This is a genomic window from Pseudomonas sp. ok272 (assembly GCF_900109995.1).
Taxonomy (GTDB): Bacteria; Pseudomonadota; Gammaproteobacteria; order Pseudomonadales; family Pseudomonadaceae; genus Aquipseudomonas.
In genome coordinates this window covers 202,276-228,703 of sequence record NZ_FOCB01000005.1, presented here as the reverse complement: position 1 = coordinate 228,703, position 26,428 = coordinate 202,276, and the positions used below count along the sequence as shown (strand labels likewise).

26 protein-coding genes are annotated in these 26,428 nt (G+C 64.5%); 9 read left to right on the top strand and 17 right to left on the bottom strand.

Features of this window, described 5'->3' with window-relative positions; genetic code table 11:
* Window positions 1-10: 10 nt before the first annotated feature.
* From hemW to BMW74_RS10470, 9 genes are all read right to left on the bottom strand, one after another.
* Window positions 11-1,216 (bottom strand): radical SAM family heme chaperone HemW, encoded by a 1,206-nt coding sequence (gene hemW, locus BMW74_RS10510; protein ID WP_093418257.1) that lies wholly within the window; start codon window positions 1,214-1,216, stop codon window positions 11-13.
* A complete protein-coding gene (gene rdgB / locus BMW74_RS10505) occupies window positions 1,213-1,809 on the bottom strand; it encodes an RdgB/HAM1 family non-canonical purine NTP pyrophosphatase (RefSeq protein WP_093418253.1) in 597 nt (198 codons plus the stop codon). The genes hemW and rdgB overlap by 4 nt, the downstream gene beginning before the upstream one ends.
* On the bottom strand, window positions 1,806-2,240 hold the full coding sequence (locus BMW74_RS10500) for a DUF4426 domain-containing protein (RefSeq protein WP_093418248.1): 435 nt from the start codon (window positions 2,238-2,240) through the stop codon (window positions 1,806-1,808). Before BMW74_RS10500 ends, rdgB begins: the two co-directional genes overlap by 4 nt.
* Before the next feature lie 26 nt (window positions 2,241-2,266).
* Entirely contained in the window at window positions 2,267-2,887 is a 621-nt protein-coding gene (metW, locus tag BMW74_RS10495; RefSeq protein WP_093418242.1) for a methionine biosynthesis protein MetW, read from the bottom strand.
* A gap of 7 nt (window positions 2,888-2,894) precedes the next feature.
* A complete protein-coding gene (locus BMW74_RS10490; protein ID WP_093418238.1) occupies window positions 2,895-4,034 on the bottom strand; it encodes a homoserine O-succinyltransferase MetX in 1,140 nt (379 codons plus the stop codon).
* Between the two features lie 186 nt (window positions 4,035-4,220).
* Window positions 4,221-4,514, bottom strand: a complete 294-nt coding sequence (locus BMW74_RS10485) for a DUF167 domain-containing protein (RefSeq protein ID WP_093418234.1) — start codon at window positions 4,512-4,514, stop codon at window positions 4,221-4,223.
* A 3-nt stretch (window positions 4,515-4,517) separates the two neighbouring features.
* Complete coding sequence (locus BMW74_RS10480; protein WP_093418230.1) at window positions 4,518-5,105, bottom strand: YggT family protein; 588 nt, start codon at window positions 5,103-5,105, stop codon at window positions 4,518-4,520.
* A 24-nt stretch (window positions 5,106-5,129) separates the two neighbouring features.
* Window positions 5,130-5,948 (bottom strand): pyrroline-5-carboxylate reductase, encoded by an 819-nt coding sequence (gene proC / locus BMW74_RS10475; protein ID WP_093418225.1) that lies wholly within the window; start codon window positions 5,946-5,948, stop codon window positions 5,130-5,132.
* A gap of 33 nt (window positions 5,949-5,981) precedes the next feature.
* On the bottom strand, window positions 5,982-6,668 hold the full coding sequence (locus BMW74_RS10470) for a YggS family pyridoxal phosphate-dependent enzyme (protein ID WP_093418220.1): 687 nt from the start codon (window positions 6,666-6,668) through the stop codon (window positions 5,982-5,984).
* 56 nt (window positions 6,669-6,724) lie between these two features.
* Between BMW74_RS10470 and BMW74_RS10465 the strand changes: the two genes are divergently transcribed.
* On the top strand, window positions 6,725-7,759 hold the full coding sequence (locus BMW74_RS10465) for a type IV pilus twitching motility protein PilT (RefSeq protein WP_093418215.1): 1,035 nt from the start codon (window positions 6,725-6,727) through the stop codon (window positions 7,757-7,759).
* 87 nt (window positions 7,760-7,846) lie between these two features.
* Here BMW74_RS10465 and BMW74_RS10460 read toward each other — a convergent pair whose 3' ends face one another.
* Window positions 7,847-8,470, bottom strand: coding sequence for a C40 family peptidase (locus BMW74_RS10460; protein WP_093418210.1), 624 nt, complete (start codon window positions 8,468-8,470; stop codon window positions 7,847-7,849).
* Between the two features lie 251 nt (window positions 8,471-8,721).
* Here BMW74_RS10460 and BMW74_RS10455 point away from each other — a divergent pair, with 251 nt between their 5' ends.
* On the top strand, window positions 8,722-9,150 hold the full coding sequence (locus tag BMW74_RS10455) for an NINE protein (protein ID WP_093418205.1): 429 nt from the start codon (window positions 8,722-8,724) through the stop codon (window positions 9,148-9,150).
* A gap of 97 nt (window positions 9,151-9,247) precedes the next feature.
* Here BMW74_RS10455 and BMW74_RS10450 read toward each other — a convergent pair whose 3' ends face one another.
* From BMW74_RS10450 to gshB, 7 genes are all read right to left on the bottom strand, one after another.
* The gene (locus BMW74_RS10450) at window positions 9,248-10,519 is read right to left on the bottom strand and encodes a dihydroorotase (protein WP_093418201.1); all 1,272 of its coding nucleotides are present in this window, start codon (window positions 10,517-10,519) and stop codon (window positions 9,248-9,250) included.
* Window positions 10,516-11,520 carry an aspartate carbamoyltransferase catalytic subunit gene (locus BMW74_RS10445; protein ID WP_093418196.1) on the bottom strand — a complete coding sequence of 335 codons (1,005 nt, stop codon included), beginning with the start codon at window positions 11,518-11,520 and terminating at the stop codon, window positions 10,516-10,518. Before BMW74_RS10445 ends, BMW74_RS10450 begins: the two co-directional genes overlap by 4 nt.
* A gap of 26 nt (window positions 11,521-11,546) precedes the next feature.
* Entirely contained in the window at window positions 11,547-12,050 is a 504-nt protein-coding gene (pyrR, locus tag BMW74_RS10440) for a bifunctional pyr operon transcriptional regulator/uracil phosphoribosyltransferase PyrR (RefSeq protein ID WP_093418191.1), read from the bottom strand.
* A gap of 81 nt (window positions 12,051-12,131) precedes the next feature.
* On the bottom strand, window positions 12,132-12,569 hold the full coding sequence (gene ruvX, locus BMW74_RS10435; protein ID WP_093418187.1) for a Holliday junction resolvase RuvX: 438 nt from the start codon (window positions 12,567-12,569) through the stop codon (window positions 12,132-12,134).
* Window positions 12,569-13,141, bottom strand: a complete 573-nt coding sequence (locus tag BMW74_RS10430) for a YqgE/AlgH family protein (protein WP_093418183.1) — start codon at window positions 13,139-13,141, stop codon at window positions 12,569-12,571. Before BMW74_RS10430 ends, ruvX begins: the two co-directional genes overlap by 1 nt.
* A 194-nt stretch (window positions 13,142-13,335) precedes the next feature.
* Entirely contained in the window at window positions 13,336-14,235 is a 900-nt protein-coding gene (locus BMW74_RS10425; protein WP_093418178.1) for an energy transducer TonB, read from the bottom strand.
* A 77-nt stretch (window positions 14,236-14,312) separates the two neighbouring features.
* Complete coding sequence (gene gshB, locus BMW74_RS10420) at window positions 14,313-15,266, bottom strand: glutathione synthase (protein WP_093418173.1); 954 nt, start codon at window positions 15,264-15,266, stop codon at window positions 14,313-14,315.
* A gap of 220 nt (window positions 15,267-15,486) precedes the next feature.
* On the opposite strand from gshB, the gene pilG reads away from it, so the two are divergent.
* The 7 genes from pilG to BMW74_RS10385 all read left to right on the top strand — a co-directional run bounded on the left by pilG (window position 15,487) and on the right by BMW74_RS10385 (window position 26,360).
* Window positions 15,487-15,891: a twitching motility response regulator PilG gene (gene pilG, locus BMW74_RS10415; protein WP_093418168.1), complete on the top strand. Its 405-nt coding sequence runs from the start codon at window positions 15,487-15,489 to the stop codon at window positions 15,889-15,891.
* Between the two features lie 59 nt (window positions 15,892-15,950).
* Window positions 15,951-16,316 carry a twitching motility response regulator PilH gene (pilH, locus tag BMW74_RS10410; RefSeq protein ID WP_093418163.1) on the top strand — a complete coding sequence of 122 codons (366 nt, stop codon included), beginning with the start codon at window positions 15,951-15,953 and terminating at the stop codon, window positions 16,314-16,316.
* 10 nt (window positions 16,317-16,326) lie between these two features.
* Window positions 16,327-16,866: a chemotaxis protein CheW gene (locus BMW74_RS10405; protein ID WP_093418158.1), complete on the top strand. Its 540-nt coding sequence runs from the start codon at window positions 16,327-16,329 to the stop codon at window positions 16,864-16,866.
* A gap of 153 nt (window positions 16,867-17,019) precedes the next feature.
* Window positions 17,020-19,071 (top strand): methyl-accepting chemotaxis protein, encoded by a 2,052-nt coding sequence (locus tag BMW74_RS10400; protein WP_093418153.1) that lies wholly within the window; start codon window positions 17,020-17,022, stop codon window positions 19,069-19,071.
* Between the two features lie 186 nt (window positions 19,072-19,257).
* The gene (locus BMW74_RS10395; RefSeq protein ID WP_093418149.1) at window positions 19,258-25,164 is read left to right on the top strand and encodes an Hpt domain-containing protein; all 5,907 of its coding nucleotides are present in this window, start codon (window positions 19,258-19,260) and stop codon (window positions 25,162-25,164) included.
* Window positions 25,157-25,630, top strand: coding sequence for a chemotaxis protein CheW (locus BMW74_RS10390; RefSeq protein WP_093418144.1), 474 nt, complete (start codon window positions 25,157-25,159; stop codon window positions 25,628-25,630). The genes BMW74_RS10395 and BMW74_RS10390 overlap by 8 nt, the downstream gene beginning before the upstream one ends.
* A gap of 112 nt (window positions 25,631-25,742) precedes the next feature.
* Window positions 25,743-26,360, top strand: coding sequence for a PAQR family membrane homeostasis protein TrhA (locus BMW74_RS10385; protein WP_093418139.1), 618 nt, complete (start codon window positions 25,743-25,745; stop codon window positions 26,358-26,360).
* Window positions 26,361-26,428: the final 68 nt, after the last annotated feature.

Here is a 26,428-nt window from a genome sequence, read left to right as displayed (position 1 = left end):
TTAGAGCTGATCAGCTCAAAAACTTCTGCAGCAGGTCATTGAGAAACAGTTGCCCGCGGGCGGTGGCCGCCAGGCGTGACGGTTCGACCTGCATCAGGCCACTTTGTTCGGCTTCGCGGCGGGCTGCGTCGAGGCTGGCCAGGTCCAGGCCGGTGCGTTCGGCGTACAGCCGGGCCTCGACGCCGTCGGTCAGGCGCAGGGCGTTCATCAGGAACTCGAACGGCAGTTCATCGTTGGTCAGGTCTTTCGCGCCGGCCTGAAACTGCTTGGCCGGGTTGAGGTAGTCCTTTGGCAGCCGGGTCTTCCAGGTGCGCACGATGCGCCCGTCCGGGTGGCTGAGCTTGCCGTGGGCGCCGGCCCCGATGCCGATGAAGTCGCCAAAACTCCAGTAATTGAGGTTGTGTCGCGCCGCGCGGCCGGGCTGGGCGTAGGCCGAGACTTCGTACTGGGCGTATCCGTGTTCGGCGAGCAAGGCCTGGCCGGCCTCCTGGATGTCCCACAAGGTGTCGTCTTCGGGCAGGGTCGGCGGCTGGTTCCAGAACACCGTGTTCGGCTCCAGCGTCAATTGGTACCAGGACAAGTGGGTCGGCTTCAGCGCGATAGCCTGGCGCAGGTCGTCCAGGGCGTCGTCCAGGGACTGATCGGGCAGGCCGTGCATCAGGTCCAGGTTGAAGTTGTCGAACCCGGCCTGGCGCGCCATGCCGGCGGCGCGTATGGCTTCGTCACCATTGTGGATGCGCCCCAGGGCCTGGAGCTTCTCCTGCTGGAAGCTCTGGATGCCAATCGACAGGCGATTGATGCCCAGGGCGCGGTAGGCGATGAATTTTTCCTGCTCGAAGGTGCCCGGGTTGGCTTCCAGGGTGATCTCGATGTCACTGGCGAACGGGATGCGTTGCTCCACGCCCTTGAGCAGCCGGCCCAGGGCCTGGGCGCTGAACAGGCTGGGGGTGCCGCCGCCGAAGAAAATCGAGCTCAGCTCGCGGCCGTACACCGCGTGCAGGTCCTGGTCCAGGTCAGCCAAGAGCGCGTCGACGTACTCTTCTTCCGGCAGCACCGGGCTGGCGGTGTGGGAGTTGAAGTCGCAATACGGGCATTTGCGCACACACCACGGGATATGGATGTACAGCGCCAGGGGCGGCAGTGTCGGCAGGGCTGCCCGAGGCGATGGAGCCTCGCCGCCGAAGATCAGCGGCGAAGCGGATGAGTCGTGGGTCATTTCAGGCTCAGGCGTTGGCGCAGCAATGCCATTGCGCGGGCGCGGTGGCTGATTTGGTTCTTCTCGGCCGGGCCCAGCTCGGCGCTGGAGCAGTTGCGCTCCGGGACCCAGAACAACGGGTCGTAGCCGAAGCCGTGCGCGCCGCTGGCCTGGGTCAGGATGCGCCCGTGCCACAAGCCTTCGCAGAGGATCGGCAGCGGATCGTCGGCATGTCGCACCAGGGCGAGCACGCAGACGAACTGGGCACCGCGCTCGGCTTCAGGGACGTCCTTGAGCACGTCGAGCAGCTTGGCGTTGTTTGCCGCATCACCCTGGCCATCGGCATACCGCGCCGAGTAGATGCCCGGCGCGCCGCCGAGGAAGTCCACCGCCAGGCCCGAATCGTCGGCCAGCGCCGGCAGGCCGGAGATGCGCGCGGCGTTGCGGGCCTTGAGGATGGCGTTCTCGACGAACGACAAGCCGGTTTCCTCGGGCTCGACGCTGCTGAACTCGCCAATCGAGCGCAGTTGCACCGAACCACCGAGCATGGCCTGGAGTTCCTTGAGTTTGCCGGCGTTATGGCTGGCCAGTACGAGTTGGGTGAAGTTGATCATTCGCCGGGGAAGAGCTCTTGGTTGAAGTTGATGGTGTTGATCTTGTCACCGCTCTGCACGTTGACCTCGAAGGTGCGGATCTCTTGCTGGTCCACCGGGTACTGGGCGATGTAATAGACCGCACCGGGTTCGGTGATCTGCTTGAAGCTCAGGGTCACGCTTTTGCTGGTCAGGTCCTTCACGGTGCCGGTGACGTTGGCGACCAATGGTTTGCCGTCCTTGATCACCGAGACGTTGATCACGCCCTGGTTCTTGCTGCGGATCAGCTCGGCGGCCTTGGCGATGTCCGGTTGCAGGAAGGTGGAGTTGAAGGTGTTGTAGTGCACCGTCACGTCACCGAAGGTTTCCTGGCGCTCGCCTTTGATGGCGTCGGCGGCCATGGCGTTGATGCTCAGGCAGGCGGTTAGTGCAAGCAGGGCTAGACGTCCCATGGTGGTTCTCCTTGATATGTCGTGGTTCAGACCGCGATCTGGTGATCCTGCAGCCCGGGGCTACTGACGCGGTAGATGCCAATCTCACCTAATAGATTAGGCCATAGCTTACTGGCCCACCCGTGGCGGTGCTGTTGATCCACGGCAAGGCGATCAATGACCTTGGCTTCACGTTCGCGACACAGGGCTTCAAAGTCTTCGAAAGTGCAGAAGTGAATGTTCGGCGTGTTGTACCAGGTGTACGGCAGGAACTCGGAAACCGGCATCCGGCCCTTGCTCGCCAGGTACCAGCGGCAGCGCCAGTGGCCGAAGTTGGGGAAGGTGATGATGCACTGGCGGCCGACCCGCAGCATTTCGTCGAGGATCTTGTCCGGATAGTGCACGGCTTGCAGGGCCTGGGTCATGACCACGATGTCGAAGCTGTTGCTGGCAAAGTTGCCCAGGCCCTTGTCCAGGTCCTGCTCGATGACATTGATGCCTTTGGCCACGCACTCGGCGATGTTGTCGGCGTCGTTTTCCAGGCCGTAGCCGGTGACTTGCTTGTGGTCGCGCAGCCAGCTCAGCAGCTCGCCATCGCCGCAGCCCAGGTCGAGCACGCGGCTGCCGGCGGGGATCCATTCCTGGATGATTTCCAGATCAGCTCTCATGGCTTTCTCACACCGTAATTCGGTTCATGTAATTGCTGAACGCCTGCAAGTAGCGCGGGATCGGAATCAGGAAGGCGTCGTGGCCTTGCGGTGCGTCGATCTCCAGGTAGCACACGTCTTTCCTGGCGGCCATCAGCGCATCCACCAACTCCCGCGAACGGGCCGGGGAGAAGCGCCAGTCGGTGGTGAACGACATTACACAGAACTTGGCCGTCGCCGCTTCAAAGGTTTTCGCCAGGTTATCGCCGAAGTTGGCTGCTGGATCGAAGTAGTCCAGTGCCTTGGTCATCAACAGGTAGGTGTTGGCGTCGAAACGCCCGGAGAACTCTTCACCCTGATAACGCAGGTAGCTTTCGACCTGGAACTCGACGCTGTGGAAATCGTAGTTGAGCTTTTCGCTCTTGAGGCCGCGGCCGAATTTTTCGCCCATCGAATCGTCCGACAGGTAGGTGATGTGCCCGACCATCCGCGCCAGCATCAGCCCGCGCTTGGGGATCACACCCGCTTCCTGGAACGAGCCACCGTGGAACTCGGGGTCGGTGAGGATCGCCTGGCGCGCCACTTCGTTGAAGGCGATGTTCTGCGCCGACAGCTTGGGCGCCGAGGCAATGGCCAGGCAGTGACGGATGCGCTCGGGGTAGGTGATGCTCCATTGCATCGCCTGCATGCCGCCCAGGCTGCCACCGATCACGGCGGCCCACTGTGCGATGCCGAGGCGGTCGGCCAGGCGGGCCTGGCTGTGGACCCAGTCTTCCACGGTCAGTACCGGGAACTCGGCGCCAAACGGCCTGCCGGTGTCCGGGTTGAGACTGCTGGGGCCGGTGGAGCCGTTGCAGCCGCCCAGGTTATTCAGGCTGACCACGAAGAAGCGGTGGGTGTCGATGGGCTTGCCTGGGCCGATGCAACTGTCCCACCAGCCCGGCTTGCGGTCGTCGACGCTGTGAAAGCCGGCGGCGTGATGGTGGCCCGAGAGGGCGTGGCAGATCAGTACGGCGTTGCTCGCGCTGGCGTTCAGCGTGCCGTAGGTTTCGAAGATCAGGTCATAGGCTGGCAAGGAGCGGCCGCAGGCAAGGGCCAGGGGCTCGCTGAAGTGCGCCATTTGGGGCGTCACCAGGCCAACGGAATCGGCGGGAAAGGCAGTTGGCATCGACCCTGCTCTCATTTAAATGAGGCGTAAGTCTAAAGACCGCTGGGGTCAGCGGCAAGCAGCCGCAAGGCTTAAAACTGCGCAGGTCAACTGTGGGAGCGGGCTTGCTCGCGAATGCGGTGAACCAGTTGTTGGTGATGTCGTCTGGCACACCGCTTTCGCGAGCAAGCCCGCTCCCACAGGGTGTTAGGTTGGGCGCACCAAATCAGGCAGGTCCGGCAGCTTCTTCGGCGCGCTGATGCGCACCCGTTTCTGCCGGTTCAGCTCGCCGCTGACCAGGCTGACCTGGCTCTTGGACACGCCAAACGCCTTGGCCAGGAAGGCCATCAGGTAGGCGTTGGCCTTGCCTTCGACGGGCGGGGCAGTCAGGCGGATCTTCAGGCGGTCACCGTGCAGGCCCGCGAAATCATCGCTGCGGGCCGCCGGTTGCAGGTGACATTCGAGGATCAGGTCCTCGCCGTCCCAGCGAAAGTAACTCACGGATCAGATCAGGCCGAGCAGGCTCGGCGGCATCAGGGCGTAGTACGCCAAGCGCGGGATCAGCCAGCTTTGCAGCAACTGGATCACGATGAACGCGAAGATCGGCGAGATATCGAGGCCGCCCAGGTTCGGAATGATCCGGCGAAACGGGGCCAGTACCGGCTCGGTGATCTGCTGGACCAGTTCGGCGCCCGGGTTTTGGCTCCCCGGAGCGACCCACGACAGGATCACGCTGATGATCATCGCGTAGAACAGCACGTTCAAGAACAACGAGAAGATCGCGATCAGCGACCACGGCACCAGCAGCACCCAGTCGACGATGACGCCCTTGAGCGCGAGGATCACCGCGACCAATACCATCTGGACCAGCAGCGCCAGGACCAGGGACGACATGTCCAGGCCGAACATGCTCGGGATGACCCGGCGCAGCGGCTTGAGCAGCGGCTGAGTGGCTTTGACGATGAACTGGCACAGCGGGTTGTAGAAGTTCGCCCGTACCACTTGCAGGATGAAGCGCAGCATTACGATCAGCAGGTACAGGCTACCGAGGGTCTTGATGATGAAAATGGCAGCGTCATTGAGTCCGAGCATCATGGATTCCTTTGTAAGAGCGGATTAGCGGCCAAGTTGCTCGGCCATCTCGGCCGAGCGGTGTGCGGCGGCGCCGAGGGCTTTTTCTACCAGGGCTTCGAAGCCGTCGGCCTGGAACGATTTGATCGCCGCTTCCGTGGTGCCGGCCGGCGAGGTCACGCGACGGCGCAGTTCGCCCGCCTCGACATCACTGGCCGCGGCCATGTGGGCGGCGCCCAGGGCGGTCTGGACCGTCAGTTGGGCGGCGACGTCGGCGGGCAGGCCGAGCTTGATCCCGGCGGCGGTCATTGCTTCGATCAGCAGGAAGAAATACGCGGGGCCCGAGCCTGACACGGCGGTGACCGCATCCAGTTGCTGTTCTTCTTCAAGCCACAGGGCGATGCCCACGGCGGACAGCAGATCCAGTGCCTGCTCGCGTTGGGCGGCGCTGACCTGGGCGGTGGCGTACAGGCCGCTGACACCCTGGCGCAGCAGCGCCGGGGTATTGGGCATGCAGCGCACCAGCGGCTGGGCACCGAGCCAGTGGTTCAGGCTGGCGCAGGTGATGCCCGCGGCAATCGACACCACCAATTGGTTGGGCGCCAGGTGCGGGCGCAGGGCCTCGCACACCACTTTCATGGCCTGGGGCTTGACCGCCAGCACCACCACGTCAGCGTCTTTTATCGCCTCGGCGTTGTCGGCGAACACCGCGATGCCGTGTTCGGCGGCGACGCGCGCGCGGGTCTCTTCGCCGGGGTCGCTGGCACGGATCTGCGAGGCGTCCAGGCCCTTGGCCCGCAGGCCGCCGATCAGGCTGGCGGCCATGTTCCCGGCACCGATAAAGGCAATGCGTGTCTTGCTCATGTCAGGTCCTTGTTCACAAGTGTGTCAGTCATTTCACGGCTGGCCGTAATCGCGCGCGCCAAACAGCGCCGTACCGATACGGACCCAGGTAGCGCCCTGGGCAATCGCCGACTCAAGGTCGTGGCTCATGCCCATGGACAGTGTGTCGAGCCCCAGGCCCAGGCTGGCTTGCAGGTGGTGCACCGCGGCAAAGGCCGCGTCCTGGGCCGCGCGGTCGTCGGTGGGCTCGGGAATCGCCATCAACCCGCGCAACGTCAAGCGTGGCAACGCGTTGATCGCATGGGCCAGGGCCGGCAGGTCGGCCGGGGTGCAGCCGGACTTGCTGGCCTCACCGCTGACGTTGACCTGGATGCAGATGTTCAGCGCCGGCAAGTCGGCTGGGCGTTGCTCGGACAGGCGCTGGGCGACTTTCAGGCGGTCCACCGAGTGCACCCACGCGAAGTGCTCGGCAATCGCGCGCGTCTTGTTCGATTGAATGGGGCCGATGAAGTGCCAGATCAAGGGCAGGTCGGTCAGCTCAAGCTGTTTGCCCAGGGCTTCTTGCAGGTAGTTCTCGCCGAAGTCGCGGACCCCGGCGGCGTAGGCCTCGCGCACGGCGGCGGCGGGCTTGGTCTTGCTCACGGCCAGCAGGTGGACGCTGTGTTCGGCGCGCTGGGCGGCGTGTTCCGCGGCGCGGATGCGGGCCGCTACCTGGGAAATGTTGTCTGCTATCGTTGACATGCAAAGGACGCCGGCAGTCTGAGGTTGGCCGCATTCTACTGGAATTGAGGAGTGGTATGGATATCACTGAGCTACTGGCCTTTAGCGTCAAGCACGGGGCTTCGGACTTGCACCTGTCCAGCGGGTTGGCGCCGATGATCCGGGTCGATGGCGAGGTGCGACCGCTCAACCTGCCCGCGCAGGATGCCGCGCAGGTGAAGGCACTGATCCAACAGGTCATGAGCGGCCAGCAGTGGAGCGCGTTCGAGCAGCACCTGGAACTCGATTTTTCCTATGCGGCGCCCGAGGTGGCGCGGTTTCGGGTCAACGCGTTCCAGCAGCATCGTGGCCTGAGTGCGGTGTTTCGCACCATCCCGGCGCAGGTGCCGAGCCTGGATGAATTGGGCCTGGGGCAAGTGTTTCGGCGGATTGCTGAGCTGCCGCGAGGCCTGGTGCTGGTCACCGGGGCGACGGGTTCGGGCAAGTCCACCACCCTGGCGGCGATGATCGACCACCTCAATCGCCATCGGCAACAGCATATCCTCACCCTCGAAGACCCTATCGAGTTCATCCACCGGCCGCGCCAGTGCCTGATCAATCAGCGTGAGGTACGCCGCGATAGCCACAGTTTCGCGGCCGCGTTGCGGTCGGCCCTGCGGGAAGACCCGGACGTGATCCTGGTGGGGGAGTTGCGTGACCTGGAGACCATCCGACTGGCCCTGACGGCCGCGGAAACCGGGCACCTGGTGTTCGGCACGCTGCACACCCCTTCGGCGGCCAAGACCATTGACCGGGTGGTGGACGTATTTGCGGGAGAGGAGCAGGCGATGGTTCGTTCGATGCTGTCGGAATCACTGCAGGCGGTGGTGTGCCAGGCGCTGATCAAGCGCATCGGCGGTGGCCGGGTCGCGGCCCACGAAATCATGTTGGGCACCGCGGCGATCCGTCACCTGATCCGCGAGGACAAGGTGGCGCAGATGTATTCGGCGATTCAGACGGGTGGGGCGCTGGGGATGCAGACCCTGGACATGAGCCTGAAGGCGCTGCTGGGCCAGGGTTTGATCAGTCGCGAGCAGGCGCGGGCGGTGGCGCATTCGCCGGAGGGATTTTAGCGGTCTTGAGGACGCTTTCGCGAGCAGGCTCGCTCCCACGGGACGCTAATGTGGGAGCGAGCCTGCTCGCGAAGAGGGCGGATCAACTCAGCGCTGGGCAACCCGCAACGGCGTCGATTCTTTGGGCAGCACTCGCTTGGCAACCACGTAGTGGCTTTCCCAGTACGGTTTCTTCAAGGTGTCGATGGTCACCGACTTGCCACGGCGTGGGGCGTGGATGAAGCGGTCGTTGCCCAGGTAGATGGCCACGTGGTTGACCTTGCGGCTCTTGAGCTTGAAGAAGATCAGGTCGCCGGGCTTGAGGTCCTTGCGCTCGACTTTCAGCCCGTGGCCAGCCGCCATGGCGTTGGAGGTGCGTGGCAGGTCGACCGCGGCGACGTCATTGAAGGCGTATTTCACCAGGCCGCTGCAATCAAAGCCTTTACTTGGGCTGCTGCCGCCCCAACGATAAGGAGTACCGAGCACGTTCACGGCGCGGCTCAATACGTCGCTGCTCTGCTTGGTCGCCATGGGCGGAACCAGCGAGCTGTTGGCTTTGCTCAGCAATACTGGGCGTTTGACGCTGTGTTTGTTCTTGCTGGTAGCAGCAGAAACATGGGATTTAGGGGTGTAACCATTAACGTTGGGAAGACGTTGCTCACGATTGGTGGCGTGGGCGGCCAGTGGCATCAAAAGGCAAATGGTTAGCCATGTCTTGAAAAATGGACGCATTAGGCAAGGCTCTAGTAAGGGAAGCGCGCAACTTTATAGCAGCTTTTTTGTCACTTCCTGGGCCGTTGGTCGATTCAACCCGGGGGTGAAAATCGCTGAGGCGGCGGCAAATTGGCCCGATTGTCCGACACAAGTCAGGTGGTATAGGGCTTTGACGGGAGTCAAGGGAGCATTTGCCGTACGTCGGCAACCTGTAAAAAAGTCACAAAGAATTCAACAATATTTATCTATCAAGGCAAATGAGGGAACCCATGAACACCTATCGTCAGGATGCTCCGCACCATGACACCCACAGCAAGGTGATTGGTTACCTGTTGTGGATTTTCGGTTTCACTGGCGCACACCGCTTCTATTACGGTAAGCCGGTGACCGGCACGATCTGGTTCTTTACCTTCGGCCTGTTGGGCATTGGCTGGTTGATCGACCTGTTCCTGATCCCGGCCATGGACCGCGAAGCGGACCTACGGTTTACCTCCGGGCCGATCGAGTACAGCGTGGCGTGGATCCTGTTGACCTTCCTCGGGGTGTTCGGCATCCACCGCATGTACCAGGGCAAATGGATCACCGGGCTGATCTACCTGGTGACCGGTGGTTTGTTCCTGGTGGGGGTGCTGTATGACTTCTGGACGTTGAACACCCAGGTGTCGATCCGCAACGCGCAGAGCCGGGGCGCGTTCTAAGGCTAACGGCTATTCGCGAGCAGGCTCGCTCCCACAGTCAGTCCGCATCGACCCTGTGGGAGCGAGCCTGCTCGCGAAAAAAGCAGGCAACGCGGTCTCAAGCCTGGTGACTGATCCGCCCGTCCACCAGGGTGTAGCGCACCACGCCCGGCAAGCTATGGCCGAGGAATGGGCAGTTCTCACCCTTGGACCGCCATGTCTCCCCGGCCACGGTGGACGCGGCAGGGTCGAACACCACCAGGTCCGCTGGCGCACCGACCGCCAGCTTGCCCGCCGGCAGGCGCAACGCCTCGGCCGGGCCACTGCTCAGGCGTGCCAGCAGCGTCGGCAGGTCGAGCAGGCCGTCTTCCACCAGGGTCATCGCCAGCGGCAGCAGCAGTTCAACGCTGCTGATGCCCGGTTCGGTGGCGCCGAACGGTGCCAGTTTGGCGTCGCGTTCGTGGGGCTGGTGGTGGCTGGAGATGGCCGAGATCACCCCCGACTTCACGGCTGCACGCAGGCCGTCGCGGTCCGCGCGGGTGCGCAGCGGCGGTTGCACGTGATACACGCTGTTGAAGTCGATCAGCGCCTCGTCGGTGAGGATCAACTGGTACAAGGCGACATCCGCCGTCACGTTCAAGCCCCGAGCCTGCGCCTGGGCGATCAAGGCCACGCCGCGGGCGCTGGTGAGTTGGCTGAAGTGCGCGCGCACACCGCTTTGCTCCACCAGCAGCAGGTCACGGGCCAGGGCCACGGTCTCGGCGGTTTCCGGGATGCCCGGCAGGCCGAGGAAGGCGGCGGTGGGGCCATCGTGCGCCAGGCCGCCTTCCGCCAGGTCGTGGTCCTGGGAGTGGAAGATCACCGTCAGGTCGAAGGTCGCCGCGTACTCCAGCGCCCGGCACAGGGTGCGGGTGTTGCGAAAACTCTCCAGGCCGTTGCCGAAGGCCACGCAGCCGGCGTCGCGCAGGGCAATCAGCTCGGCCAGTTGTTCGCCGTCCAGGCCTTTGCTCAGGGCACCAATCGGGAACACCTTGGCGTTGCCGGCCTCGCGGGCCCGGTCGAGGATCAGTTCGGCCACGGCCGAAGTGTCCAGCACCGGTTTGGTGTTCGGTGGGCAGCACAGGCTGGTGACGCCACCGGCCGCGGCGGCGTGGGTTTCGCTGACAATCGAGCCTTTGCGGCTATAGCCCGGCTCGCGCAGGGCGACGTTGAGGTCCACCAGCCCGGGCGCGACCACCAGGCCGTTGGCCTCGATCGTTTCAACGGCGACGAAACCAGCCGGGGCGGCGCCGAGGGCGACGATCTTGCAGGCTTCGATATGAATGTCGGTGACGCGATCCAGGCCACTGCTTGGATCGATGACGCGGGCGCCGAGGATGCTGAGCTTCACTGGGCGTTCTCCTGCTCGAATTGGCGCTGGGCCGTTTGCCCGCTCATGGCCATGGACAACACGGCCATACGAATGGCGATCCCGTAGGTCACCTGGTTGAGAATCACGGAGTGCGGACCGTCGGCCACCGCCGATTCGATCTCCACGCCGCGGTTGATCGGGCCGGGGTGCATGACGATGCAGTCCGGCTTGGCGCCGGCCAGGCGCGCGGTGGTCAGGCCGAACAGGCGATAGAACTCGCCTTCGCTGGGCAGCAGGCCGCCGGCCATGCGCTCGCGTTGCAGGCGCAGCATGATCACCACGTCGACGTCCTTGAGGCCTTCGGTCATATCGGTGTAGACCTTGACCCCGTATTGCTCGATGCCGATGGGCAGCAGGGTCTTGGGCGCGATCACGCGGATGTCCGGGCAACCGAGGGTCTTGAGTGCCAGCATGTTCGAGCGCGCGACCCGTGAGTGCAGGATGTCGCCGACGATGGCCACCGAGAGGTTCTCGAAGCTGCCTTTGTGCCGGCGAATCGTCAGCATGTCGAGCATGCCCTGCGTCGGGTGGGCATGGCGGCCATCGCCACCGTTGATGATCGCCACTTGCGGGCACACGTGCTCGGCGATGAAGTGCGCCGCGCCGGAGTCGCCGTGGCGCACGACGAACATGTCGGCGGCCATGGCTTCGAGGTTGCGCAAGGTGTCGAGCAGGGTTTCGCCCTTGCTGGCCGAAGACGTCGACACGTTCAGGGTGATCACGTCCGCCGACAGCCGCTGGGCCGCCAGTTCAAAGGTGGTGCGGGTGCGGGTGGAGTTTTCGAAGAACACGTTGCACACGGTCTTGCCGCGCAGCAACGGGACTTTCTTCACGGCCCGGGCGCCGACTTCGAGGAAGGAGTCGGCGGTGTCGAGGATTTCCGTCAGCAGCTCGCGGCGCAGGCCGTCGAGCGAGAGGAAATGGCGCAGCTGGCCCTGGTCATTGAGCTGCAGCGGGCGCTTGGTGTCTAGAGGCGTCATCGCAATGGACTCTTTAAAAGGGCGAATTAGAGGGCGAGGTCTTGCAGTTCCAGCGCCAGTTCAGGGCCGGACAGCTTGACCCGCTCATGGGGCGCCAGGTTGAGCGTGGCGCCAACCACGTTGGGGCGGATCGGCAGTTCGCCGGCGTCCAGGTCCAGCAGGCACACCAGGGTGATGCTGGCCGGGCGCCCGTAGTCGAAGAGTTCATTCATGGCGGCACGGATGGTCCGCCCGCTCATCAGCACGTCGTCGATCAGCACCAGGTGCTGGCCTTCGATTTCGAAGGGCAGGGCCGAGGGCCGTACTTGCGGGTGCAGGCCGTTCTGGCTGAAATCGTCGCGGTAGAAGGACACATCCAGGGTGCCCAATGGCGCATCACTGCCCAGCTCGGCGAGCAAGGCCTGGGCAACCCACACGCCACCGCTGCGGATGCCGATGTAGCGCGGTTCGCTGATGCCACGTTGGGCCAGGTAGGCGTCAAGCCGGATCGCGATCTGGCTGATCAGTTCGGCGGGATTGGGCAGGCTCATGGTTGCTCCTTCTTGGGCCCGAGCCGGGTCAGACCGGGTGTGGCTCGGGTTGTAGCGAAGACAGACGCCAGTGGCGGCTCGTCAGGATTCGAACAGGGCGCCGTTTTCATCGAGCCAGCCCTGCAGCAGCAGGGCGGCGGCGATGGCGTCGACCGGGTTGTCGCGGTAACTGCCTTTCTGCCCGCCACGGGCCAGGCGCTCGCCCTTGGCCTCGAAGGTGGTCAGGCGCTCATCGTGGGTATAGAAGGGCAGGTTGTAGCGGCCATTGAGGCGGCGGGCGAACTTTTCGGCCCGCAGGCACATGTCGCTGGGGGTGCCGTCCATGTTCAGCGGCAGGCCGACGACCACGGCGTCGGGTTTCCATTCCTTGATCAGGGCTTCGACCTGATTCCAGTCGGGAATGCCGTTTTGGGCCTTGAGGGTGCACAGCTCGCGGGCCTGGCCGGTAATCACCTGGCCGACGGCAACGCCGATCTGCTTGGTGCCGTAGTCAAAACCGAGGATCAGACGCAGGGCCATCAGGCGTGTCCCGCCTGGCTGGTGAGCAGGCTGAGGTTGACGCCCAGGTGCCGGGCGGCCGCTTCCAGGCGCAGATCGCTGCGGGTGTTGAACAGGATGTCGGCGTCGTACGGGCAGGTCAGCCAGGCGTTGTCGGCCAGCTCCGCTTCCAGTTGCCCGGCGTCCCAGCCAGCGTAGCCGAGGGCGATCAGGCTCTTGGCCGGCCCCACGCCGTCAGCGATGGCAAACAGCACGTCCTGGGAGGTGGACAAGGACAGTTCGCCTTCCAGTTCGACGGTGGCCTGGAACGATTGCCCCGACGGGTGCAGGACAAAGCCCCGGTCGTTCTGTACAGGGCCGCCCACGAAGACCGGCACATGCTGGCACAGCGCAGGCGGGTCGATGTCCGGGCGCAGTTGCTCAAGGATGTCGGCCAGGCTCAGGTCTTGCGGGCGATTGACCACCAGCCCCATGGCGCCATTGGCGGTGTGCTCGACGATGTAGGTCAAGGTGTGCGCAAAGTTCGGGTCGGCCATGTGGGGCATGGCGATCAGGAAGTGATGCTTGAGGTAGCTGGGGCTGACGTTTTTCATGTGCGCTAGTGTGGCGCTGGAGGGGCAAACTGACAAGCTGGGGATGTGTAGGAAATCCTTGCGCGGGTGTCTTTTGACGTTGGGTTTGCTTGAGGGGCTCTTCGCGGGCAAGCCTCGCTCCTACAGGCTCCGGTATGTCCTGTAGGAGCGAGGCTTGCCCGCGAAGGCGTCGGTTCATTCACCCTGAATGTTAGTCAATTACTGGACAGTCGATCGCCGCGAGCGAATTTCCAGGTGCGGATGATTTCCAGTCGGTCGAAGTCCGCCAGGTCGCCGGTGAACGGGGCAAACGGCGCCGCCAGGCGCACGATGCGCTGCGCTGCCTGGTCCAGCAGCGGCTGGCCGGAGGATTCGAGTACCAACACTTCGTACAGCGAGCCATCGCGGTTGATCGAGACCATCAGTCGCAAGTTGCCGTAGATCTGTTTGCGCCGGGCTTCGTCGGGGTAGTTCAGGTTGCCGATGCGCTCGACTTTCTTGCGCCATTCGTCCTTATACCAGGCGCCTTTGTCGCGCTGGGTCGAGGCGGCGCTCAGGCGGTGGATGCGTGGGCGCTTGGCGTACAGCTGTTGTTCGTTGGCCAGCTCGGCCTCCAGGCTGGCGATGTCGCTGGACAGTTGCGAGCTGTCGAAGGTCGGGGCCACGGCCTTGGGCGTGGGCTCGCTCTTGATCTCTTGTTTCTTGGTCGCGGCTTTTTTCGGCGCGGGCGCCACGGTGGTCACCGCGGCCTTGGGCGCGGCTTCTTCAACCTGAGGCTTGACCGACGGCGGCGGGGTGACTTTGCGTACCTTGTTGTCCTGGAACGGCGCGACCTCGGTGGTCTTGGGGATGGCCTTCTTGTCCAGGGTGCCGCTGCCCTGCTGGTTTTCCTGGGCCAGGAAGTCGGCCTTCTCGGGCTTGGTGTCGCTCTTGAAGGTGGCGAGGGTGATTTCCAGGGTCCGGCTGATCTGCTTGGGCTCGACCATGCTGAACCCGACACCCAGCAGCAGGGCCAGGTGGATCAGCGCCGCGAGTAACAGGGTAAACCCCAGGCGATCGGCCGCACGCACGCCACGCTGGGCGAGTTCGGGGGGCAGATCGGAGGGTAAGGTCATGGCAAACGAACCAACATCGCGTCTTTCACAGGCCGCGCATGATAACGCAATGTGGGTCGTCTCTTGGTGGATCTATATCAACGGGCCTGGAGCTTCTGATCGATGGCCGCCATCAGCATTTCGCCGATGTTGGTGCCGAAGGCATTGTCGATCTCGCGGATGCAGGTGGGGCTGGTGACGTTGATTTCGGTCAGGTGCTCGCCGATCACGTCGAGGCCGACGAACAGCAGGCCTTTTTCGCGCAGGGTCGGGCCCACTTGGGCGGCGATCCAGCGATCCTTGTCGCTCAGCGGACGGGCTTCGCCACGGCCACCGGCGGCCAGATTGCCACGGGTCTCACCAGCGGCGGGAATGCGCGCCAGGCAGTAATCCACCGGCTCGCCGTCGATCATCAGGATGCGCTTGTCGCCGTCCTTGATCGCCGGCAGGTAGGCCTGGCCCATGATCTGCTGGGTGCCTAGCGCGGTCAGGGTTTCGAGGATCACCGACAGGTTCGGGTCGCCGGCGCGGTGGCGGAAGATCGAGGTGCCACCCATGCCGTCCAGGGGCTTGAGGATCACGTCGCCGTGCTGGGCGGCGAATTCACGCAGCACGTCGGCGCGGCGGCTGACCACGGTCGGTGGCGTGCACTGGGGGAACAGCGTGGCGAACAGCTTTTCGTTGCAGTCGCGCAGGCTCTGCGGCTTGTTGACGATCAGCACGCCCGCGCGCTCGGCCTGTTCGAGCAGGTAGGTGCTGTAGACGAACTCCATGTCGAACGGCGGATCCTTGCGCATCAGGATCACGTCCAGGTCGCTCAAGGGCGCATCGACTTCGGCTTGCAGCTCGAACCAGTGTTCCGGGTTGGCGAACACCTGCAGCGGGCGCATGCGTGCGCGGGCCTGGCCCTCGCCCTGGTACAGGTCGCGCTGCTCCATATAGAACAGTTCCCAGCCGCGCGCCTGGGCGGCCAGCAACATGGCCAGCGAGCTGTCCTTTTTGTAGGAAATGCTGGCGATAGGGTCCATGACAATCCCGACGCGAACGCTCATGGGGGTTTCCTCGAAGATGGGCGAAAAATGATGTGCAAAAGTGGCGTCAGAGTGGCGCCCAGTGCATTCGCGGTCAAGGAAAAACCGCCTCGATAGATTGGCGCAGGCGACTGTGCTAAAAAGGCTGCCATGTCGCGCTGGGCCTTGCACATCGGGCTCTGCAGCGTGGAACACCGGTGCGCCGGCAAAATCGATTCGCCGTGGCGATGATAGAGCAGATATGGAACAGCATCCCAACGCCTTGAAGGTCATGGTGATCGACGATTCGAAGACGATTCGCCGCACCGCCGAAACGTTGCTGCGCAATGCCGGTTGTGAGGTGATCACGGCCATCGACGGGTTCGATGCCCTGGCCAAGATTGCCGACCATCACCCGCGGATCATCTTTGTCGACATCATGATGCCGCGCCTGGATGGTTATCAGACCTGCGCTTTAATCAAGAACAACAGTGCGTTCAAGGCCACGCCGGTGATTATGCTGTCCTCCAAGGATGGGCTGTTCGACAAGGCCAAGGGGCGTATCGTCGGCTCTGATCAGTTTTTGACCAAGCCGTTCAGCAAGGAAGAACTGCTCAGCGCGATCCAGGCTCACGTACCGGGGTTCACGGCCGCTACGGCGCACTAGAACAGCATTCAGATGCTTGGCCAGCCGGCCCGGCGTCGACCAGAACAATGGGGAAGACCATGGCTCGTATCCTGATCGTCGATGACTCACCGACTGAAATGTACAAACTGACCGGCATGCTGGAGAAGCACGGCCACCAGGTGTTGAAGGCTGAAAACGGTGCCGATGGCGTGGCCCTGGCGCGCCAGGAGAAACCCGACGCGGTGCTGATGGACATCGTCATGCCCGGCCTCAATGGGTTCCAGGCGACCCGCCAGTTGACCAAGGACCCGGACACCGGCCACATCCCGGTGATCATCATCACCACCAAGGACCAGGAAACCGACAAGGTCTGGGGCACCCGCCAGGGCGCCAAGGATTACCTGACCAAGCCGGTGGACGAAGAAACCCTGATCAAGACCCTGAACGCTGTGCTGGCCGGCTGACGTCCGGGCCATGGCCGAGTCGCTGACTGCCTTCGAACTGCTGCTGCAGATCGACCAACGCTGCCGCCTGCTGGCGGCGGACTTGCCGTCCCAGCCCACCCGCCACCATGGGTGGAGCGGGATTGGCTTTCGCCTGGGCGAGCGCTGGTACGTGGCGCCCATGGGCGAGGTCAGCGAAGTGCTGCACGAGCCGCGCCTGACCCCATTGCCGGGGGTCAAGCCGTGGGTCCGGGGCGTGGCCAACCTGCGCGGGAGCCTGCTGCCGATCATGGACCTGTGTGGGTTCCTGGGGGGCGAGTCATCGGCGCAGCGCAAGCAGCGGCGGGTGCTGGTCGTCGAGTACAAAGAGCTGTTCGTCGGCCTGATGGTCGATGAAGTGCTGGGCATGCAGCACTTTGACCAGGCGCGCTTCGAAGCGGCATCACGCGATACCCGGGATGGTCCGGCCGGGGCGTTCATCAAGGGCCAGTTCGAGCGCGAACAACGCTGGCAGGTGTTCAGCCCGTTCGCGCTGGCGCAGTCACCACGGTTTATGGATGTGGTGCTTTAACGAAAATGACGCGGCCCCCTGTGGGAGCGGGCTTGCTCGCGAATAGGACCTGTCAGTCAGCCCTGATGTTGCCTGACACAGCGCTTTCGCGAGCAAGCCCGCTCCCACAGGTAATTCGGTAAACCCAGGATGTGGGTTAACAGGCGAGGATCGATGATAAAAGCAAAAGCAGGCACACCCACGGAAGGTTCGCGCAGTCGCTCACAGATCATCGTTTTGTTTCTCGCGCTGATCGTGTTCATCGTGTTGCTGTTCGCCAATTTCGCCTACCTCAATACGCAGGCAGCCTACGACAAGCAGTACATCGGCCATGCGGGCGAGTTGCGCGTGCTGTCCCAGCGCATTGCCAAGAACGCCACCGAAGCGGCGGCCGGCAAGGCGGCGGCGTTCAAGTTGCTCAGCGATGCGCGCAATGACTTCGCCAGGCGTTGGGGCTACCTGAAAAAAGGCGACCCGGCCACCGGCCTGCCCCCTGCACCCGCGGCGGTGCGCCCGCAAATGCGCGCGGTGCAACTGGACTGGGACAAACTGCTGAGCAACACCGACGCGATCCTCTCCAGCGAGCAGACCGTGCTGTCCCTGCACCAGGTGGCCGCGACGCTGGCTGAGACCGTGCCGCAGCTGCAGATCGAATACGAAAAGGTGGTCGAGACCCTCCTGCAGCGCGGCGCCCCGGCGGCCCAGGTCGTCTTGGCCCAGCGTCAGTCGCTGCTGGCCGAGCGCATCCTCGGCGCGGTCAACACGGTGCTGGCCGGCGATGAGAATGCCCAGCAGGCCGCCGAGGTGTTCGGGCGTGATGCCGAGCGCTTTGGCCTGGTGCTCAATGGCATGCTCCAGGGCAATCCGGCACTGAAGATCAGCCAGGTCGAAGACCGTGACGCCCGGGCGCGCCTGAGCGAGATCGCCGAGTTGTTCGAGTTCGTCTCGGGCTCGGTGGACGAAATCCTCGAAACCTCGCCGGAGTTGTTCAAGGTCCGCGAGTCGGCGGGCAACATCTTCAACCTGTCGCAAACCCTGCTCGATGAAGCGTCGTTCCTGGCCACCGGGTTCGAGAACCTGATGGGCGGGCGCTCCACCGACACCATCGGCGGCTACGTGCTGGGGTTGCTGGCGCTGACCTCGATCATCCTGATCGGCCTGGTGATGGTGCGTGAAACCAACCGCCAGTTGCGTGAGACCGCCGAGAAGAACGAGCGCAACCAGAACGCGATCATGCGCCTGCTCGATGAAATCGAAGACCTGGCCGATGGCGACTTGACGGTGACCGCCTCGGTCACGGAAGACTTCACCGGCACCATCGCCGACTCGATCAACTATTCGGTCGACCAGCTGCGTGAGCTGGTCGCCACCATCAACCTCACCGCCGGCCAGGTCGCCGCCGCCGTGCAGGAAACCCAGGCCACCGCCATGCACCTGGCCCAGGCCTCGGAGCATCAGGCCCAGCAGATCAGCGAAGCATCCACTGCGATCAACGACATGGCCCAGTCCATCGACCAGGTCTCGGCTAACGCCGCCGAATCCTCGGCCGTGGCCGAGCGGTCGGTGGACATCGCCAACAAGGGCAACGAGGTGGTGCACAACACCATCCACGGCATGGACAACATCCGCGAGCAGATCCAGGATACCGCCAAGCGCATCAAGCGCCTGGGCGAGTCTTCCCAGGAAATCGGCGACATTGTCAGCTTGATCGACGACATTGCCGATCAGACCAACATCCTGGCCCTCAACGCGGCGATCCAGGCGTCCATGGCCGGGGATGCCGGGCGTGGTTTTGCGGTGGTCGCCGATGAAGTGCAGCGCCTGGCCGAGCGATCCTCGGCCGCCACCCGGCAGATCGAGACCCTGGTGCGGGCGATCCAGGCCGACACCAATGAAGCGGTGATCTCCATGGAGCAGACCACCACCGAAGTGGTGCGTGGCGCCCGGCTGGCGCAGGATGCCGGGGTGGCCCTGGAGGAAATCGAAGGGGTGTCCAAGACCCTGGCGGCGTTGATCCAGAGCATCTCCAACGCGGCGCAACAGCAGACCACGTCGGCGGGGCAGATTTCCTTGACGATGAACGTGATCCAGCAGATCACCACGCAAACCTCGTCGGGCTCCACGGCCACCGCCGAGAGCATCGGCAACCTGGCCAAGATGGCCAGCCAGCTGCGGCGCTCGGTGTCCGGGTTTACCTTGCCGGTGAAGAAGGCGGATGAACTCTGAGACACCGCAGATCCCCTGTGGGAGCGGGCTTGCTCGCGAATAGGCCTTGTCAGTCAATCCTGATGTTGCCTGATACAGCGCTTTCGCGAGCAAGCCCGCTCCCACAGGGGGATCTGCAGCGCTCGGAAGTGGGTAGTTATTCAGTACGGGCAACACAGCACGTCATGGGTTTTGAGGGGAGTGGTTATGGGTGATCGGCACGACTATGTGGCCCTCGAATGGGTCAAGGGCGAAATTGCCGAAACGCTGAAGCAGGCGTTTGCCGCCCTTGAAAGCATGGTGCTCGACAGCCGGGTCGAACAGCCGCACGCGGCCCACGCGATTGCCGCGTGCCTGGCGGGGATCCATCAGGTGCATGGCAGCCTGCAGATGGTCGAGTTCTACGGCGCGGCGCTGCTGGCCGAAGAGATGGAGCAACTGGCCGCGGCGCTGCAGCACAACCGCGTCAGCCACCGCGACGAAGCCATCGCCCTGCTGCAACAGGCCATCAGCCAGTTGCCGATCTACCTCGACCGCGTGCAAAGCGCCCGGCGCGACCTGCCGCTGGTGGTGTTGCCGCTGATCAACGACCTGCGCAGTGCCCGTGGCGAAAGCCTGCTCTCGGAAACCAGCCTGTTCAGCCCGCAACTGCACGACCTGGCGCCGCTGGACCCCGCGCAACTGGCGCAGTTGGATCCGGCCGACCTGCCCACGGTGTTGCGCAAGCTGCGCCAGATGCTGCAGATGGGGTTGGTGGGGTTGATGCGCGAACAGGATGACGCAACGAACCTCGGCTACCTGGCCAAGGTCTTTGCCCGCCTGGAAGCGATCTGTGGCGATGCGCCCTTGAGCCCGCTGTGGCAGGTCGCCTCGGCGCTGATCGAAGGCATGCAGGAAGGCCGCATCGGCCACAGCCCGGCGCTGCGCAGCCTGTTCAAGGATGCCGACAAAGAGCTCAAGCGCCTGCTCGACCAAGGCATGCCGGGGGTCAACCAGGCGGCGCCCCCGGAGTTGCTCAAAAGCCTGCTGTTCTATATCGCCAAGGCGCAACACCCCAGCGCCCGGATGCAAACCATGAAAGATCGCTACGGACTCGATGAAGCCTTGCCCGACAGTGCCCTGCTCGATGAAGAGCGGGCGCGCCTCGCCGGCCCGGACCGCGATGCGATGCGCTCGGTGCTGGCTGCGTTGTGCGAGGAGCTGGTGCGGGTCAAGGAGCGCCTGGACCTGTTCGTGCGCAGCGACCGCCAGCACGCCTCCGACCTGGACAGCCTGCTGGCGCCGCTGCGGCAAATCGCCGACACCCTGGCAGTGCTGGGTTTCGGCCAGCCGCGCAAGGTCATCATCGATCAGCTTGGCGTGGTGCTGAGCCTGGCCCAGGGCCAACGGGAGCCGAATGACGCGATCCTGATGGACGTCGCCGGCGCCTTGCTCTACGTCGAGGCGACCCTGGCGGGGATGGTCGGCATCGTCGAAGAAAGCCGCGAAGAAAGTCGGCTGCCGACCACCGACCTGACCCAGATCCACCAGATCGTGATCAAGGAAGCTCGCCTGTGCCTGCAACAGGCCAAGGACATGATCGTCGAGTACATCGACGCCGAGTGGGATCGCCAGGCGCTGCTGCCCCTGCCGGCCGTGTTGACCCAGGTCCGGGGCGCGCTGGCGATGATCCCGCTGAACCGCGCCGCCAGCCTGCTGGACGCCTGCAACCGGTACATCCGCGAGCATTTGCTGGTGGATCTGAGCCCGCCGGACTGGCAGCACCTGGACAACCTGGCCGACGCGCTCAGCGCCATCGAGTACTACCTGGAGCGCTTGAGCGAAGACCCCCAGGCCCAGGGCGAGCCGGTACTGGATGTGGCCGAGCGCAGCCTGGCGAGCCTGGGCTATTTGCCGGATGCGGTGCAGGTGCCGCTGCTCGACGAGGTGCTCAGCCCCGCCGAGGCCGCGCAGGCACACGATGAATGGGACGACCCGCAGGCGCTGCAATCGCTGGCCGAGGTGCTGGCCAGCCCGGTGTCGGCGCTCAACCCGCCGGCGCGCATCACCCCCGGTAGCCTGCTGCCGCCACCGCGGGATGAAACCCCGGTGGATGACGAACTGCGCGAAGTGTTCCTGGAAGAGACCGATGAGGTGTTGCAGGTCCTGCGTGAACAACTGCCGCTGTGGGTCGCCAACCCTGCCGACCTCACGGCCCTGGGCGAACTGCGCCGGGCGTTCCACACCCTCAAGGGCAGCGGCCGGATGGTTCGCGCGCTGGTGCTCGGCGAACTGGCCTGGGCGCTGGAAAACCTGCTCAACCGCGTGCTGGAGCGTAGCGTCGAGCCCGACCCGCCGGTCCAGGGCTTGCTCGCCGAGGTCGTGGCCTTGCTGCCTGAGCTGATCGCCGAGTTCGCCGCCAATGCCCAGCGCCAGCGCGATGACGTCGACCGCCTGGCCGCCCGCGCCCACGGCCTGGCCAAGGGCATGCCCGATTCGCCGACGGCGGATGACAGCGGCGCCGACCCGCAGTTGCTGGAGATCTTCCGCAACGAGGCCGAGACCCACCTGGCCAGCCTCAACCGCTTTCTCGACTTGGCCGCCGAACACGTGCCACTGGCGGCCAGCGATGACTTGCAGCGCGCCTTGCATACCCTCAAGGGCAGCGCCTCGGTGGCCGGGGTGGTACCGATTGCCGAACTGGCGGCGGCCCTCGACCAGTTGGCGCGTGAGTACAAGGCGCACCGGCTGGCACTGGACCTGGATGAAGTCGAACTGTTGCTCGAAGCCGAAGGCCTGCTGCGCCGGGGCCTGAGGCAGTCGAAGGACGACCCGTCACGGGCCATCGACGGCGCCCACGCGCTGATCGAACGCACCCACGCACTGCTCGCCGAGCGCCTGGTGGCGGTGCACAACTCGCCCAGCAGCGGCGTGCGCATCAAACGTGACCCGCAGCTGATCAACAACTTCCTGGCCCAGGGCATGGACATCCTGCTGGACGCCGAAAGCCTGTTGCAACGCTGGCAGCAGCACCCCGGCGAGCGTCAGGAACTCAGCGCGCTGCTGGACGAATTGACCACCCTGGGGGAAAACGCCCACCTGGCCGACCTGCACCCGGTGGATGAACTGTGCGAAGCCTTGCTCGACCTCTACGGCGCCGTGGAGGAAAGCAGCCTGGCAGTCAGCGAGCGCTTCTTCCATGAGGCGCAACGTGCCCACGAAGCCTTGATCGACATGCTCGACGAACTGGCCGCCGGCCAGGAAGTCAGCCACCAGCCAGCGCGGGTCCGGGCCTTGCGTGACCTGCTCAACGAGGGCCTCGATCCGCAGGCCCTGGGGCTGATCCGCAGCGACGGCAGCCGTGTCCTGAGCATCAGTGAGCTGGGCAGCGCCACTGCCGCGCTGGAACAGTCCGTGCCGACGAGCATCGACGACGAACTGGTGGCGATCTTCCTCGAAGAGGCGGTGGACATCCTCGAAAGCGCCGGGCAAGCCTTGCAGCGCTGGCTGGCAGATCCGGACAACAGCGCGCCGTTGTCGTCACTGCAACGTGACCTGCATACCCTCAAGGGCGGGGCGCGGATGGCCTGCATCGTGCCGGTGGGCGACCTGGCCCATGAGCTGGAAAACCTTTACGAAGGCCTGGTGGACCGGCGCCTCAGCTACTCGGCCGAGTTGGGGCACCTGTTGCAACAGAGCCACGAACGCCTCGCGCAACTGCTTGAACAGCTGCAACAGCAACAACCCCTGGGCGATGGCGTGGCCCTGATCGAGGCGCTCCAGCACTGGCGCCAGCGCAGTGCCGGCACGGTCGACGTTGCTGAGCCGGCGCTCGCCCATGAGGCGGTGAGCCATGACCCGGAGTTGCTGGAGATCTTCCTCGAAGAAGGTTTCGACATCATCGACAGCTCGGGCGCGGCGTTGGCCCGCTGGCAGGCCGAGCCGCACAGCCGCCAGGAGATGGAAACCCTGCTGCGCGACCTGCACACCCTCAAGGGTGGGGCGCGGATGGTGGAGATTGCGCCGATTGGCGACCTGGCCCATGAGCTGGAGTTTCTCTACGAAGGCTTGTCCAGTGGCCAGTTGCAGGCCACCCCGGCCTTGTTCGATCTGTTGCAGCGCAGCCATGACCGCCTGGCACACATGCTCGATGCCAGCCGCGCCGGCCAGCCCGTGCTGCCGGCCGACGACCTGATCGAGGCGATCCGGGGGTTCAGTCACCCGGCCACGCCCGGCCCGGTGGCGCCCGTGGCGGCTGTCGAGGTGGCCGCCGCGAGCAAGCCCGAACCCGCGACAGCGCCGGCAGAGGCGGGCGCGGACATGGTCAAGGTGTCGGCCGAACTGCTCGATGAACTGGTCAACCTGGCCGGGGAAACCTCGATCCTGCGGGGCCGTATCGAACAACAGGTCAACGATGGCCGGGTGATCCTGGGCGAGATGGAAACCACCCTCGAGCGCATGCGCGACCAACTGCGGCGCTTGGACACCGAGACTCAGGGGCGGATTCTCAGTCGCCAGCAGGTCGAGGCCGAGCACCTGGGCAACGAAGAGTTCGACCCGCTGGAAATGGACCGCCATTCGCAGTTGCAGCAGCTGTCGCGGGCGTTGTTCGAGTCCGCCTCGGACCTGCTCGACCTCAAGGAAACCCTGGATCGACGCAACCACGACGCCGAGAACCTGCTGCAACAACAGGGGCGGATCAACACCGAGCTGCAAGAGGGCCTGATGCGCACGCGCATGGTGCCGTTCGAGCGCATGCTGCCGCGCTTGAAGCGCATCGTGCGCCAGGTGTCCAGCGAGCTGGGCAAGGACGTCGAGTTCGTGGTTGGCAACGCCGAAGGCGAGATGGACCGCAACGTCCTGGAACGCATGGCCGCACCCCTGGAACACATGCTGCGCAACGCCGTCGACCACGGCCTGGAGTCGGCCGAGGTGCGCCGTGCGGCGGGCAAGCCCGAGCAGGGCCGGATCACCCTGGACCTGTCCCGGGAAGGTGGCGACATCATTTTCGATATCCGCGACGACGGCGCCGGGGTGCCGCTCGCGGCCGTACGACGCAAGGCGATCGCGCGCGGGCTGTTGGCCGACGACAGCGACATCAGCGACCGCGACGTGTTGCAGTTCATCCTGCAACCGGGCTTTTCCACGGCCGAGAAGATCACCCAGATCTCCGGGCGCGGGGTGGGCATGGACGTGGTCCACGAGGAAGTGCGTCAGTTGGGCGGCTCGATGAGCATCGACTCGACCCCGGGCCAGGGCGTGCACTTTCGCATCCGCTTGCCGTTCACCGTCTCGGTCAACCGCGCGCTGATGGTGCAGTGCCTGGAGGACCAGTACGCGATCCCGCTGAACACCATCGAAGGTATCGTGCGGGTCCTGCCCAACGAGCTGGAGAGCTACTACCAGCTCGAATCGCCGGCCTACGAGTACGCCGGGCAGCGGTATGCGTTGTGCTACCTGGGCGAGCTGCTGAAAACCAGCGTGCGCCCCAACCTGCTGGGCCAGAGCCTGCCGTTGCCGGTGCTGCTGGTGCAGTGCAACGAGCGGCACATCGCGGTGCAGGTCGACGCCATGGCTGGCACCCGGGAAATCGTGGTCAAGAGCCTCGGCCCGCAGTTCGCAGCGGTGCCGGGGTTGTCCGGCGCGACCATCCTCGGTGACGGACGCGTGGTGTTGATTCTCGACCTGCTGGCCCCGCTGCGGGCGATGCAGGCGCCGACCCAACCGGTGCGCGAATCGGTGCCGGAGGCCGAGGCCAAGCGCTCGATGCTGGTGCTGGTGGTCGACGATTCGGTCACGGTGCGCAAGGTCACCAGCCGCCTGCTGGAACGCCATGGCATGCGCGTGCTGACGGCCAAGGACGGAGTGGACGCCATGTTGTTGCTGGAGGAACACACGCCCGACCTGATGCTGCTGGACATCGAAATGCCGCGCATGGACGGCTTCGAGGTGGCCACGCAGGTGCGCAACGACCCGCGCCTGCAGCACCTGCCGATCATCATGATCACCTCGCGCACCGGCCAGAAACACCGCGACCGGGCGATGGCCATTGGCGTCAACGACTACCTCGGCAAGCCCTACCAGGAATCGGTGTTGCTCGAAAGCATCGCCCTATGGAGCAACTCCCATGCTTGAGCATCGCGCCAGCAACCTGACCGGCCTGCTGCTGCCCCTGGCCGACCGCACCCTGATCCTGCCCAACGTCGCGGTCGCCGAGCTGATCGACTACCAGCGCAGCACCTTCGACCTCGACTCGCCGCCCTGGTACCTGGGCCTGGTGAACTGGCGCGACCGGCAGATCCCGCTGCTCAGCTTCGAGTCGGCGTGCGGGCAAAAGACCGTGATCGGCGAACGCGCCCGCATCGTCATCCTCAACACCCTCAGCGGCCGCCCGGACCTCAAGTTCATCGCCCTGCTGGTCCAGGGCATCCCGCGCTCGTGCAAGCTCGACAGCCAGTTGAGCTACGTCGACGTGCCGCTGTGCGCCCTGGAAAAGGCCGCCGTGCAAGTGGCGGAACAGGTGGCCAAAGTCCCGGACTTGCTGGCGCTGGAGGCGTTGTTGGTAGACGCCGGGCTGGTGGTGGAAACGGGGTTGTCTTGATAAGCCCCCAAAAGGGACCTATCAGTCCCTTTTGGGGAACGATTGGAAATGCGCTTTCACGCTGCAAGCCTGAGCCTTGCAGGCCGTTGCAGTGATCCGGAGGTGAAGGCAGATGTATCACGGGGAAAGATTCAACGCCTGGAGCCATTTGCTCGGGGCGGTGGCGGCGTTTGTCGGGGTGGTGTGGTTACTGGTGATTGCCAGCCTGGACGCTAACCCCTGGAAGATTGTCAGCGTGGCGATCTATGGGGTGACGTTGTTGACGCTGTACAGCGTGTCGACGGTGTATCACAGCGTGCGCGGGCGGGCGAAGGTGATCATGCAGAAGGTCGATCACCTGTCGATCTACCTGCTGATCGCCGGCAGCTACACGCCGTTTTGCCTGGTGACCCTGCGCGGGCCGTGGGGCTGGACGCTGTTCGGGATTGTCTGGGGGCTGGCGCTGATCGGCATGCTGCAGGAGATCAAGCCACGGTCCGAGGCGCGGATCCTGTCGATCGTGATCTACGCGGTGATGGGCTGGATCGTGCTGGTGGCGATCAAGCCGTTGATCGCGGCGCTGGGGATGGCCGGCTTTATCTGGTTGGCGGCGGGTGGGGTGTTCTACACCGTGGGCATCATCTTCTTTGCCCTCGACAGCCGGCTGCGCCATGCCCACGGGATCTGGCACCTGTTCGTGATCGCCGGCAGCCTACTGCACTTCGTCGCGATCTTGTACTACGTGTTGTAACCCCAACCCCTTGTGGGAGCGGGCTTGCTCGCGAAAGCGTCAGCGCCGTCAATTTCGTCGTCGACTGT